At 47.1% G+C, this 14,271-nt stretch carries 8 protein-coding genes; 6 read left to right on the forward strand and 2 right to left on the reverse strand.

Features of this window, described 5'->3' with window-relative positions; all coding sequences use genetic code 11:
- Positions 1–67: 67 nt before the first annotated feature.
- The 3 genes from purU (at position 68) to QHL1GM_RS15105 (ending at position 8,283) form a co-directional block, all read left to right on the forward strand.
- The gene (gene purU, locus QHL1GM_RS15095; RefSeq protein WP_071695193.1) at positions 68–934 is read left to right on the forward strand and encodes a formyltetrahydrofolate deformylase; all 867 of its coding nucleotides are present in this window, start codon (positions 68–70) and stop codon (positions 932–934) included.
- A gap of 312 nt (positions 935–1,246) precedes the next feature.
- The gene (locus tag QHL1GM_RS15100) at positions 1,247–2,629 is read left to right on the forward strand and encodes an L-serine ammonia-lyase (RefSeq protein ID WP_071695194.1); all 1,383 of its coding nucleotides are present in this window, start codon (positions 1,247–1,249) and stop codon (positions 2,627–2,629) included.
- 260 nt (positions 2,630–2,889) lie between these two features.
- The gene (locus QHL1GM_RS15105; RefSeq protein WP_071695195.1) at positions 2,890–8,283 is read left to right on the forward strand and encodes a hypothetical protein; all 5,394 of its coding nucleotides are present in this window, start codon (positions 2,890–2,892) and stop codon (positions 8,281–8,283) included.
- A gap of 2 nt (positions 8,284–8,285) precedes the next feature.
- Here the strand turns inward: QHL1GM_RS15105 and QHL1GM_RS15110 are convergent, their stop codons facing one another.
- Both QHL1GM_RS15110 and QHL1GM_RS15115 read right to left on the reverse strand, forming a co-directional pair.
- Entirely contained in the window at positions 8,286–9,152 is an 867-nt protein-coding gene (locus QHL1GM_RS15110) for a hypothetical protein (protein ID WP_071695196.1), read from the reverse strand.
- 507 nt (positions 9,153–9,659) lie between these two features.
- Positions 9,660–10,571, reverse strand: coding sequence for a LysR substrate-binding domain-containing protein (locus QHL1GM_RS15115; protein WP_071695197.1), 912 nt, complete (start codon positions 10,569–10,571; stop codon positions 9,660–9,662).
- A 131-nt stretch (positions 10,572–10,702) separates the two neighbouring features.
- On the opposite strand from QHL1GM_RS15115, the gene QHL1GM_RS15120 reads away from it, so the two are divergent.
- The 3 genes from QHL1GM_RS15120 (at position 10,703) to QHL1GM_RS15130 (ending at position 14,089) form a co-directional block, all read left to right on the forward strand.
- Positions 10,703–11,764 (forward strand): tartrate dehydrogenase, encoded by a 1,062-nt coding sequence (locus tag QHL1GM_RS15120; protein ID WP_071695198.1) that lies wholly within the window; start codon positions 10,703–10,705, stop codon positions 11,762–11,764.
- 108 nt (positions 11,765–11,872) lie between these two features.
- Positions 11,873–13,060, forward strand: coding sequence for a glycerate kinase (locus tag QHL1GM_RS15125; protein ID WP_071695199.1), 1,188 nt, complete (start codon positions 11,873–11,875; stop codon positions 13,058–13,060).
- Between the two features lie 54 nt (positions 13,061–13,114).
- Positions 13,115–14,089 (forward strand): TAXI family TRAP transporter solute-binding subunit, encoded by a 975-nt coding sequence (locus QHL1GM_RS15130; RefSeq protein ID WP_071695200.1) that lies wholly within the window; start codon positions 13,115–13,117, stop codon positions 14,087–14,089.
- Positions 14,090–14,271: the final 182 nt, after the last annotated feature.

The raw sequence follows: 14,271 nt of genomic DNA on the forward strand, positions 1-14,271 counted from the left end.
GCCGGAACGCTGTTCCGGCCGCTATGATCTTCTGCAACGGTCTGCCGCTAACTGAGAAGCATGCACTATGAGCCGAATGAGCGATACCTGGATCCTGGCCGCCCAATGCCCTAGTCGCCTGGGGACGGTGGACGTCGTCACACGCTTTCTAAAAGAGCAGCAGTGCTACATCACTGAACTCAACTCTTTCGATGATCGGCTAGGCGGGCGCTTTTTCATTCGCGCCGAGTTTCGCCCAGAGCAAGATGAGTTTCATGAAGAGCGCTTTCACACCGATTTTTCAGCGCGGGCAAACGAATTCGATATGCAGTTCGAATTGACGGCCCCTGGCAAACGCACCGGCACCGTGATTATGGTCTCCAAGGCCGATCACTGCTTGAATGATCTGCTCTACCGTTATCGGACAGGACAGCTTCCTCTGGATATCAAAGCGGTGATTTCCAATCATCCTGATCTGGAGCCATTGGCAGCATGGCACGATTTGCCCTACCACTACCTGCCGATCACGCCCGAGACGAAACTGCAGCAGGAGGCCCAGGTACGCGAAATCATCGCGGAAACCAACGCTGAACTGGTGGTGCTAGCAAGGTATATGCAGGTGCTTTCACCTTCCATGTGCGAGCTATTAGCCGGACGGGCGATCAATATTCACCACTCGCTGCTGCCCGGTTTTAAAGGCGCTAAGCCTTATCATCAGGCGTATGAGAAAGGGGTTAAGTTGGTCGGGGCCACGGCCCACTACATTAATAATGACCTTGATGAAGGGCCAATTATTGCCCAAGGGGTCGAGCCCGTTGATCACACCCACTACCCAGAGGATCTGGTTGCCAAGGGGCGGGATATCGAGTGCCTGACTCTGGCTAGAGCGATTAGCTATCACTTGGAACGCCGCGTGTTCTTTTATTCAGGGCGCACAGTCGTTTTTGGCAACTAGTTTTTTGGTAACTAGACTTTTTGTAATTAATGCTTGTTACCTGGTGCTTTTGTTAATAAACGCAAACAGTTTGAGCGCGCTTTTATAACTGGGTTGCTGTCGTTGCTAAGCTTTTCCCAAAGCGATATGTAACCCCTTATTATATGTAAGAAGTTATGTGTGATAAGTCGTGCCTAAAAGTACTGTTTTATAAATATAAAAATATCATCGATAAAAGATAGATTAGTTTTATTTACCATCACATTAATAACTTATATGAAATTGTCAGGCATCGCCTGATTTTCCCCTGTTTATACGTCAAGAGGTGCTCCAATGCCTATCAGTGTTTTCGACCTTTTTAAGATTGGAGTAGGCCCCTCCAGTTCCCATACCGTCGGGCCCATGCAGGCGGCTTTTAAGTATGTCACAACCCTGCGCGAAAACAGCCTGCTCGATGAGGTAGGGCATCTTGAAGTCCATCTTTATGGCTCGTTATCCGCCACAGGTATCGGACATGCCACCGATCACGCGATTATTATGGGATTGATGGGTGAACGCCCTAGCACAATAGATCCCTCGATTATTGAGCCAGCCATTCAGGCGCTTAAAGAGAGCCAGTCATTACAGCTTGGCCGACAAAAAGAAGTGACGTTTGTTTGGGAGAGTGACCTTTATTTTCATGAAGAGAGCTTGCCGCATCACCCTAATGCCATGAAGCTGGCGGCTTTTACGCATCAGGGCGACTTGGTGTATGAAAATACCTATTACTCGGTGGGCGGCGGCTTCGTGGTTGAACAGGCCCAGGTGGATATGCCGCTGGACGATTTGGGTGGCGTTACCATTCCTTACAACTTCGATACGGCAGACGAGCTCTTGGCGCTATGTAAAAAAGAGCAGCTAAGTGTCAGCCGGCTGATGCTGGAAAATGAGAAAGTATGGCGGACGGAGGAGGAGGTCAGAAACGAACTGTGGCGTATCTGGCAAGTGATGTGTGAATGCATCGACAATGGATTAACCCACGAAGGGATACTGCCGGGGGGGTTAAAAGTTAAGCGTAGGGCTAAGTTACTTCACCAGCGTCTTCAAGCAGCAGAGCAGAACGATTGTCTGATAGCCTCAACCTTTTCAGCGATGGAGTGGGTGAACATTTTTGCCCTCGCCGTTAACGAAGAGAATGCCGCAGGGGGACGCATGGTAACGGCGCCCACCAACGGCGCTGCAGGCATTATCCCAGCCGTTTTACACTACTATATGAAGTTTCAGCCCAACGCCTGTGAGAAAAACGTGGTGGATTTTTTGCTGGCGGCAGGCGCCATTGGCATCCTCTGTAAGAAAAATGCCTCGATCTCCGGCGCCGAAGTAGGCTGTCAAGGGGAGGTCGGATCGGCTTGTGCCATGGCAGCAGCTGGCTTGGCCGATGTAATGGGGGGAACACCCGAACAAGTCGAGCATGCGGCTGAAATCGGCTTGGAGCACAATTTAGGATTAACCTGTGATCCCGTTGGAGGGTTGGTTCAAGTCCCTTGTATTGAGCGCAACGCTATCGCCACGGTAAAAGCGATCAATGCCGCTCAGATGGCATTACGCGGCGATGGGACTCACTTTATATCGTTAGATAAAGTGATTCGTACCATGCGCGATACAGGGAGAGACATGTTGGATAAGTATAAAGAAACATCCAAAGGCGGATTAGCCGTTAATGCTATTGAGTGTTAATTGTAAGTAACTAGGTTTCCTGGTGATCAAGTGAAAAAAACCGGCAAGCTAGTAGACAAACAAACACAAAAAAGGCAGATCAGTAAGTAACTGATCTGCCTTTCAAAATATTGGTAACGGGGACCGGATTTGAACCGATGACGGTTATGAGACTGATGATTTAAGGACATTTATTTTGTCCTAAAATGGTTAAAAATGGCTTTAAACCTTATGATAGAGCGGTTTTCGGCAAATGCCGCTTCTGGACGTAAGGGTTATTAATGACACGGGAAGACATTGGAGATTGTCACAGCCAGCAACTGGAAGCAGTGACCTTAAGTCTCGGGAAGCGGTATCGTAAGCTAGTCGCCTGGGCGCATGATGACGGTTTGCTCGATGTGCTACAGGTCATTTATCACGCCCTAGGACTAAGTCCCCGCAATGACGCGATTGCCAATCTTGTAAGGGAATGCTCTCACCCTGAGTCGGTCGAGATTCTCTCGCTTTGGGCGGACGACCCGATAGTCAATGAACTGCAGCGGTTTACTAATCATTTCAATGCATCGCCAGACATCTCTCGTGACTACTCACAAGTACCTCATGTCGGCACCGTAGAACAAAACAAGCGTCAGTTTCAGGAAGGGGGTGTAAAAAATAAAACGTTTTTGATTACGTTGCTCACTAATCCGCTGGCTGATGGTAAGGCAAAGTCGACCGAAGGCTACCTGCTGTTTTGGCGTCGTCTTTTGCGTTTATGGTTTGTGGTGCACGCAGCACAGCGCATTGCTCATCAAAGATGTATCGCGGACCGCAATATCAGTGAAGTAAGCCGCTTTATGACCTTAGGGCCCTACGATGAAAAATGGCGTGTGATAGACGCGCTTTTAAGGCGGTGTCGCAGTTTTGTAGGGCAGCATGAGCCGACACTTGAGCGGGTTAACGATGCGTTCATTTTTGCCGCTGATGAGGTGCGTCTTGATTATCCTGATGACAAGAGCTACAGCCGCTTTTTCAACGCCATTACTGCTATTGCGCGTCAAGATGTTAATCCCATTAATCATGAGGCAATAGCATCACTCTTACGTATTGATCGGTTCTTGCCGTCTGCCGTCCCGTTGGTGCATCAAACTGATGAGCATAGTGAAGATACCGAGTACGAATTTTACGCGTATCCAAAAGAAGAAGATGCCGATCAAGACCCAGAGGATGAGGGGGTCTATGTTGCAAGGGTAGATCCCTCTGATAGCGATGCGGAACAACAATTAGCTAGCCGAAGCTATTTTGTACAAACGGCAGAAGCATCGCATTTTTTGCCATGGAGCTGGGAAAAGCTACTACCGCCAGAGCGAGAAAAGCTGCTTAGCTGGGTGGATCAATGTTTATTTTCAACAGATGAGGTAGAGCAACTCGGCGCCGTGATGGTATGGCTATCAGTTCGCTTCTCACGCTCCCTCTATTTTGCTGCACAGTTTCAGATAGATGATGACTCGGGTGATGAATGGACAGTGACACGTGATTTTTCATCGATAGCGCGGAAATCACCTCGACGTGGGAATGCCTGGCAACCCAATAGCGAATCACTCGACTATGTCCACTCAATAAGAGAAGTGCTCTCCGTTGAACTGCCGGAACAGGTCACTGCGATCCTCCAGCGAGCCGCTAACGCGAAGCAAGCTTCGCTCGCCACGTTAGGGGATATGTGGGAGAACACTCTGCCTTTGGAACGTTGGTTTTATCAGCAGACCCAATTACATTTTCCCCGAGTAACAAGCGCTAAATTGGCGCAGGTCTGGGGACAAGCCGTCTTTGATAACACCCACGATCCCCATTTGGCGCGGCTTTTAACCGCTTACCCCAACGCAGGGTTGCCAGGCGCATGCAGCTATGCGACATGGGATATAACTGCGATTGAAAAAGGGCTGTCTCTATCGCTCTCCACCTCAACATCATTTCCCCCTTCCGTGAATCTGATTGGTAGCCGTCTCTCGCCAATCACGACGGTGTTGCGTCAAGAGATTGCTAACGCCAGGGCAATGGTTGAAGACAGCGCCGATGGTGACCTCATTCACTATCACAACGTCCTGGCTCAATACTGTGTCATGGGACTTTATGCAGCCTCGGGCGGCCGATATCTTAAAGACCCATTTGAGTCGCTGGGACACTTCAACCAAGCAGCACGTTGTTTATATCTTAACGATAAAATCGACCAAGGGCGCCGAAGTAGCCGGATGGTGCCGTTACCAGAAAGAGCGATTGAGCTGTTGCAGTGTTACGTGACGCATTTGCAATGGCTGGCTCAAACACTCAAAAGCGAAAACGCTGCGCTGGCAGGTGCGATACATCAAACGTTGGATAATAACGATGTACCAGCACTTCCGCTGTTCTTCTTGTTGGATGATTCGCTGGTATGGCACTCCATGACAAGCACCGACGTGCCCGGGGTGCCTCTCTTTCAGTGGCCCTTGCCCGGCAACGTGTTTCGACATCGCTATGCCCAACAGCTGCGTTATTTGAAGGTGCCGGCAGAAGTGGTCGATGGGTGGATGGGGCATGCGGAGCGTAGTGTGGCGACCTACGGCGATTTTTCGCCGCGTTGCTGGACAGACGATGCGCACAGTTATGCCGATGCTGTGAACACCGCCTTTGATGAGTTAGGTTTTTGTCCTCCCACGCTGCCTTCGGTGTTGCCTGCATTAACGCCTCCGCCGAGCAGTGCTACGGATGAGCACTATCAAAAGGCACTGGCGAACCGTCGGTTTGGTCAGTGCCAGCGAGAATACGAAAGACGCCAAACGATGGTGCGAGAACGTAAAGCGGCTGAAGCGGATATCGCAATATATATGAGTCGCAGAGCATGGGAGGAGCTGACACAGGACGATATGGATGTGTTAGTTCAGCGTATGCTGCATCGAAGTGGTTCGGTGATACATACCTATGCATCGCTACGGTTGTCAGTGCTGTTGCGGTGCTTGAAAGAGGAAGGTAACCGGCACCAGCACGGTATCAGTAAGCGCGTGGCAGAGGCGTCGGCTGAAAAATCGTTACTGTCCAGCAAGGCTTCAGAGGCCCTTTTATTGTGGCCAGAGCTAAAGCGGTGGGCGGATAACATTCGAGCGAAAGTACTGAAAGCGCATTTTTCTAAATTGAGCGCTTTGAGCGTTGGGGCGCTTTTGTTGTGCTTAGAAAAACGCATTAGTTATCAACGTATGCTGCTTGATGTAGCCCGAGGGCGTAATTATCGACTCATTCAGCACAAGCAAGAGTATTTGCTTGAGTATAGCGAAAGCCTGGAACTGGACAATTACTTCGCACCCGTTCAGCGCCACCGTATCAGCTATAAGACGGCATCTTTGCTAGCCGCCGGGCAGCAAATTCAAAAAGAAATCGATCTAAACAAAGTGCTGATGCCAGCCACTATCACTCCACCCCCTGATGCATTGAAAGGGCATTTGCCGAACATAGCGGAGACAAGCGTTCAAGCCTTGTTTGCAAGCTTGGGTGACCTGATGGATCAAGTAAATCTCTTATCACTGCCTGGCATGGTGGCAGGCATGCTAGGTGGACGTGTTCTTTCGACGAGCTTACCGCTTCACGATGAGCTACGGATTCGAGAGGGCGTTAGGTTAGCATTTCCTACCCAAGGCGATAGTGCAGACAGTGAACTCAATGTGTCGGCCACAAAAACGTCTCGTTGGCGCCATCTCAACAAAGTGGAGCAGCAGGCCAATGCGCAACGGCTTTATGAAGAAGTCCAAGAGGTTCTGAAAGGGTATACAAAGCGGCAATTTCGCCAGGGGGCTTCGCAAATTGATAAGCTAAGCAGCGCATACGACGGGCACGTCAGTACCTGCGTCCTGCTATTAGTGAGGTGGATGAGTTTTATTATGCGGCGAGGCAAAGTCGGCAAACGCAACGACTATGCGCAAAGCTCATTAACGCGGTATTTCTCAGCACTGAAATCAGCATTCGCTGAGATTGGCTACCAGGTGGATCTCCTCGATTTTGACGAAGAGGAGATCACGCACCTTTACGCTAAAATGCTGACGTTCGTCGAGCTGACGTCGCAAGATGCGCAGTACTTCAGTCATCGGTTGCGCGATTTTCATGCGTGGGTGGAAACGTTGGGGGTGGCAAGCCCTGATTGGCAAGAATTAGCTATCGAGAATGATCGCCGCAGCGTTCGCGCAGGGATGTTGATACAAAGTGAATACCTCCTGTGTCAGTCCGCTTTGCAATCAAAATGGCAAAGCCAACACGATGAGAAATTTCTGCTGTTAGGGTTTGTGCTGTTACTGACATTTCGATTTGGGCTGCGCGCGCAAGAAGCGATAGGGCTAGAGCGCAATGACTGGTGTGAGCATTACGATATCCGTTGGGTGCTGGTGCGTGATAACGCGCAGCGAAAACTCAAAAGCGACGCCAGTCGCCGCGCAGTGCCACTGCTTTTTGCACTAGATCCAGCCGAAGAGGATCTCATCAATCATGTGTTAAGTCGCTTTCACTCGCTGGCGGGTAACGATTCAAAACGCCCTTTATTGGGTGAACTTTACGAGAGCCAAGTCAAGCTTGTTCACTGGGCAGCGCAGGTGAGCCCGGTGTTGATTCAGTTACTGCGCAATGGGACGGCGAGTAGGGGAATGACGCTGCACCATTGCCGGCACGCGTTCTATAACACCTTAGCGCCATCGTTATTTGGGATACAGACACCGCTCACAGAATCGATAAGCGGTCACCTTGATCCACAGTTCATACGTCAGCAGGTGTTGGGCCACTACAGTCATGTATCGCGACGCAGCGGTATGGCCATGGCGAGATTGATGGGGCATCGTCATCCGCGTACTGGATCGTTAAATTACAGTCACGTGCTAACTGATTGGGCGGATCAACTAACCCCCGTACTTCATGTGCGTGCAAGAAATATTGATGGTGTTTTAAATACCAAGACATTGTCGCGTATTGAAATGCCGGCGCTTGAAACAACCGATATTTCCGTTCGTTACACTCGTTTAAATTTTATGGTTTTATGGAAAGTACTACGGTTTGTAGGGCTGGGCATGAGCTACGAGCGTGCAGGGTCGCACGTTAATCTTAATCCAGAGGATACAGAAGTCATTGCAAAAATCGTTCGCGAAGCCGAATCACATATGCGATTTAAATTAAAAGGGGAAAGCGATGCTTGGGTAAGTGGGGCGAACCATCCCAATATTTTATTACGTCAAGTAGGCGAAAAGGCGTGGCGCCGACTTATTGAGCATGTAACAGGGCTAGAAGAGAGCCGGTTGGTGAGCTTGGATGATAGCGTCATTTTGGGTGAGTTACCTTTTTTAATCAGTAAGAATCGGCAGCTACTAATGAGTCATCAGCATCACTGCTCCTTTCTTATACAGGTATTTTCTCTGTTTAATGTGCCAAAGCGATATATACAGATTGCCTTAAAAAATGCGCCTGAAGGGCTCGTCAAGATGCTAAAATCAAATGGCCTTTATCAGCAAAAAGACACTAACACATTCCAACTGGATCCGTTTCCGATTTTTGTTGATAATGTGCTTGATCGACGCCAAGAATATGTCGGTATTGGCCTTAAAAGATCCCCAGAGGGAACAATACGCAACAGTCATGAACTGTCTGTAGCGGTGCTGGCTTGCGGACTCTTTGCCACGCTAAAGAAAGCTTAGTTTTACGTATCTAACATTTCTTCAGTCTCGCTGATAAGTGTAAAATCATCTATTTCTATTAATGTGTTGTCCACTTTCAGTTCTGTTAATGTATAAGAGGGTTTTTGCTTCATTTTTTTCGTGATCTTTTTTGCTTTGAAGCGGACATAAGATTCTTGATAACTGGCTTCTAAAAATACCTTGAAGTCATCGGGGTGGGTGACGGTAAAATGCCTTACGTCACCTGCTTGTTGCAGACTACCTTCAATGACGCGAAGTTCTATCCAATTTTGAGTTCTTGAAAAACCATCAGGAAAGCCAATACCCTCGATATCAATGCTTGTTTTTTCCTCATCGTCGAGCGTAATAAAGTCAGAGTTAACGCAAAGAATCGACTCTTTTTCAATAGCGTCAATTAAGCTAAAACCATTCGCCGGAATTTTTGTATTTTTCCAACTTGATAGAAACATATTGCGGCGTTCGTCTAGAGTTTCGAGTTCTTCTTTACTTAACCAAGATAGATCAAGATTTTGACTGAAAAGGTCGTCATTAGGAAGAAGCTGTTGAATAATAAATAACGCCAGTGTGCGTGATTTTTCTATGATTTCTTGGGTGGTTTTTGGATCTTTGAGAGTGTCTAGAAAGAAAACAGCACCATTTTTATCGTATGCTTTTTCTGTGCTGAAAAATATGGTTTCATAGTTAATAGCGACACCATATTCTTCTTCGGTAATACAGTTAAGACTGGCAGCAAGATATTTGATGATTTTTTCAATAGCAGAGTTTGTGATTTTATTTATATCAAATGAAAAATAACTTTTATTTACACTTTTGATGGCGCCAACATTAGGTGCAAGAATGATTACCTGGTTTTCTTTTAATTTTGACATGGTAGCTCCACTGTTATTGACTATATATACATACAGATAAACTTAGCAGCTGTGCCATGTCGTCAATAGACAGAATTACCGCGTTTTTTGATGCTATATCACTAACTTAAGTTCATGGATATGATTTGGGACTATTGCATTTTTCTCATTAAGGAAGGGGAGTGGGTCAGAACCAGCAAAGACAGCTGGCCGTAAAGAATTGATGGCACGATGCTGAGCACTTCGCGTTTGCTCCCCGACATCCAGCGTGAAGCCGACACGGTGCCTCATATTTTTTAAGTATTTGCAGAGCATGTTGCTGAAAATTTGATGTGTAACGTTTTTGCCTACCGGGCGTTTGACTGACCGAGCCTAACGGGTGTCTAGAATATCCGGGGCGATTCAACAATGGCATATGCTCGTTTGACTTTATGAAAAGTTGAAGTGGAGACGACAATTTGCCTCTATAATTGTTGTCCTCACCTGAACTTGACATAATTCACAAAAAGCTTTGCAAAGACAGTTTTGTTAAGTTTTATCATGCCTTTCAAATGGAATTATTTTCATTTTCTCTGCTAAATAATCAATGAACATTCTTAGGCGTATAGGAATGTTCTGCTTATAAGGATAGACAGCATATATATCCGCGTTAGGGAGTTGATAGTCGCTAAGTATCTTCTTTAAAGACCCTTGCTTAATATGATGATAAACATCCCATTCCGCCCTTATTGCAATACCGTGCCCCTTTAAAGTCCAGCTTAGAACGCTTTCGCCGTCATTGGAACTTAAGTTTCCTCCGACCCGAACATGGTAAATTTGATCTTCTTTTGTGAAATGCCAGTTACCGTAAGTTTCGTCATTTTGTCTAAGTACTATACAATTGTGATGAGAGAGTTCATGAGGTGTTGTGGGTTCATTTTTAGTTGCAAAATAACTAGGTGAGGCACACAAAAAACGTCTATGTGAGGCAATTTTCCTAGCGTGTAAACCAGAGTCTGGTAGTGAACCGAACCGGATCCCGATATCAAAGGAGTTGGTGATTAAATTCAAAGGATGATCTGATAGATGCAGCTGGCATTCAATTTTAGGGTGCTCTTCTATAAAGTCTGAAACGAACTTTGAAATATACTTTCTCCCGAATCCGAATGGTGCATTAATTCTGATTGGGCCTTCGGCTTCGTCAGTCTTTTGACGTAATGCTAAGCTCATTTCTTCTAAAGTTGATGTAACTTTTCGGGCGTATTCCAAGTATATCTTTCCATTAGTAGTAAGGCCCATAGAGCGAGTTGATCTTGAAATAAGCTGGCAACCAATATTTTTTTCAATATTAGAAAGACGCTTGCTGGCAGCAGCGGGAGTTATATCAAAATCCTTAGCCGCTTTAGATAAACTTCCAGATTGACAAATTAAAATAAAAAATTCGAAATCATTGCTAACCATGATTGTTAACTCTAGGTTGTTTCTGTATTAACTGATAGTATATTGAAGTCATTTCCACTTGTCATCTAATGTCTGAAGGGCCAAGCAAACGTATTTTCTTATAAAAAAATATATAGGTAGGAGCATTATATATGCGTAGTCATCGTGTTGCAGTTATCCCTGGTGATGGAATCGGCCTCGAAGTGATTGAGGCAGGCAAGCAAGTGCTAGAAACGTTGGCGAAAAAAAGTGGAGATTTCCATTTTGAATTCGAAGATTTTGACTGGAGCTCTCAGCGCTACCTTAGCCAGGGTGAGTACATTCCGGAAGGAGGGCTAGAAAAGCTGTCAAAATTTGATGCTATCTACTTTGGTGCGGTGGGTAGCCAAGATGTTCCCGATCACGTTTCCCTTTGGGAGCTTAGACTTGCTATCTGCCAAGGCTTTGATCAGTACGCGAATGTACGTCCAGCTAGGGTACTGCCGGGTGTTAACAGCCGCTTAAAAGGCGCTGAAGAGATTGATTGGGTAATTGTTAGAGAAAATAGTGAAGGTGAATATTCCGGTAACGGTGGCCGAGTTCACCAAGGACACCCTGAGGAAGTCGGTACTGAGGTATCTGTTTTCACACGAAAAGGGATCGAGCGAATCCATCGTTTTGCGTTCAAACTTGCACAAAGCCGCCCCCGTAAAAAACTGACTTTAGTCACCAAATCTAATGCTCAGCGGCACGGTATGGTGCTATGGGATGAGGTGTTCTTTGAAGTCGCAAAAGACTTCAAAGATGTAAAAATTGATCGGGAGCTTGTGGATGCTGCGACTACTCGCATGGTTCTCAAGCCGGAGACGATGGATGTCATTGTTGCAACCAACCTTCACGCAGACATTTTATCCGATTTAGCGGCAGCTCTTTCAGGCAGTCTAGGTATAGCGCCCACCGCAAACCTGAATCCTGAAAGGACTTACCCTTCCATGTTTGAGCCAATACATGGGTCAGCTTTTGATATTGCCGGACAAGGTATTGCCAACCCAGTGGGGTCCTTTTGGACAGCTGCCATGATGCTGGAACACTTGGGGGAAGCTACTGCGGCTGAAAGACTGATGGCGGCCATTGAGCGGCTGACTGCCTCTGGCTTACAAACAAAAGATCTCGGTGGCTCTGCGAATACGCGCGATGTTACTCAGGCTATTTGTTCTGATATTGAACAACAATAAGGGCATGGCCGTGACTTCAAGAATTGTGTTCTTGAAGCGGCCGAGAGCATCAGTGGTGTTGTTTCGATGCTCAATGCCTACGGCTTTCCTCTGTAGAGGGGATAGTAAATGAAAATTGTCATTGCTCCTGATAGTTACAAAGGCGCGTTATCAGCTCAGGCTGCAGCGGTTGCGATGGAAAAAGGTATCGCCCGTGCTTTCCCTAGCGCAACCACTATTAAGTGCCCCATGGGCGATGGGGGAGAGGGTACGCTTGATGCACTAGTCTCCTCTACAGGAGCTGCCGTATTCCATAAAGAAGTTGCCGATGCTTATGGTGGATCGCGGCGAGCCGCGTGGGGATGGCATAGCGCCAGCTCTACAGCATATGTCGAGTTGGCGGAAGCTTGTGGCCTTGAGTATGTCGATGTCGTAAAAAACTCCATTTACAACAGCACTACTTACGGAGTTGGTCAACTAATTGAACAGGCTTTGAATAAGGGCGCTAAGTCCCTTGTCCTAACATTAGGAGGAAGTGCAACTAATGATGCTGGGGCTGGGATGCTAGTTGCCCTAGGTGGGAAGCTTCTTGATAAAGAGGGTGGTGAACTTCCTCCAGTGGCTGAGAGCTTACATAAGCTGGAGAAAGTTGATCTCTCGGGATTAGATCAACGTTTAAAATATTTACAAGTAGTAGCAGCCGTTGATGTTGATAATCCACTTTTGGGTGCTAATGGCGCCACTGCGATATATGGCCCCCAAAAAGGCGCCTCGCCGGCGGATGTTTCTGTCCTTGACGCATTGTTAGGCAATTTCTCCCAAAAAGTCAGCGAAGTGACTGGCGTCGATGTCAGTGACTTTCCAGGTGCTGGTGCCGCTGGGGGAATGGGATATGCAGCAATGGCTTTCTTAAAGGCAACGCTTAAGCCTGGTATCGACGTTGTAATGGAACAAGTCAATTTTAATAATCATCTTGATGATGCTGATTTGGTCATTACGGGAGAAGGTCGTTTAGATGGACAAAGCTTGGCAGGTAAAACGCCGATTGGCATTGCCAGAGTTGCCAGTGCAAGGGATATACCCGTTGTAATCATCGCTGGACAGTTAGGGGAGGGGTGGCGTGCATCATACTCACAAGGTGTTTCTGCTGTATTTTCGCTAGTAGATGGGCCAATGAGTTTAGCGGAGGCTATTGAGAGAACCGATGAGTTACTCAGTGATAGATGTGAATCAATCGTTAGGCTGTTTCATGCTAGTTCGCTAAGCCACTGTAAATTAACCAACTCAATAAAGGAGGGATTTATTATATATTCGTAATATTTTTTGATTATTGGTTTTAATTAATAACTACAAATTAATGGAGTACTTATTATGAAAATGACAAAAGTTGTAGCAGTCGTATTGCTTGGAGGCACCGTTGGAGGTGCTATCGCTGACGAAGGAAAAGAGAACTGGCCCGAGAGTCTTTCTATTGCGACGGGTAGTCAAGGCGCCACTTATTATATTTATGGTTCAGGCTGGGGGAACCTTGTCGGTGAAGCAACCGGGTCGACATTTGGTGCTGAAGTAACAGGCGGTCCGGTGCAGAACGTGACCCTTGTCCAAATGGGGGAAAGTGAGTTCGGCATGGTGACGACTGGCCCTGCCTTTCAAGCATGGAATGGGGAAAGTGAGCTTGCGCCTGGCGTAGAGCATAAGGACATTCGCGCTGTTTTCCCGATGTATCAAACAGCTCTCCAAGTTATTTCGCTTGAGGGGTCTGACATTGATTCAATTTCCGATCTGGATGGAAAGACAGTTGGTATTGGGCCTGCTGGTGGCACAGGCGATATGTATTTTCCCCAACTCTTCGAAAAGTTGGATGTTGAAGTCGAAACTCGAAATGGTGGTGCTGCCGATCAAGCGAGCCAGGTTCAAGACGGCTTAATTGATGCCTTTGCATTTGCTTCGGGTATTCCCGTGTCGGCTTTCAGCCAGCTTGAGGCTCAGGCAGACGTTAATATTTTCTCATTCTCCGAAGAGGAAATGAGTAAATTCCTTGATGACTACCCAGAGTTGAGCCAGGGAACGATTCCTGCATCCGCATACACCAGCCTTGATGAAGACGTGCCGGCTATCTCATTGTGGAATTTTGCCATTACTCATAAGGATATGTCTGAATCCTTCGTCTATGAGGTTACTAAGACGGTAATGGAAAGCCAGGAGAGGATGTTACAAGTACACGGCTCGGCACGTGAAACGATACCCGAAAACGCTGAGCACAATTCCTTCATTCCGTGGCACCCAGGTGCGGTTCGTTGGTTCGAAGAGAACGGCTACGAGATTCCTGATGACCTACGTGGCTGATTATTAATTATTCAATGCGCCGACTAACAGTTGGCGCATTGTCTCTTCGAACTAGCGGGTAACTGTAACCTCCAAGGTGACCAGGAATGACTCAAGATACTCTACTTCAAGGAGCAGAGGAGAAGATCGGTACTGATAGCGTCTCCGATGTTCCCCTCGCTCATAATGAGCGCGAGTTATCC

This window comes from Halomonas sp. QHL1 (assembly GCF_001882345.1).
Lineage (GTDB): Bacteria > Pseudomonadota > Gammaproteobacteria > Pseudomonadales > Halomonadaceae > Vreelandella.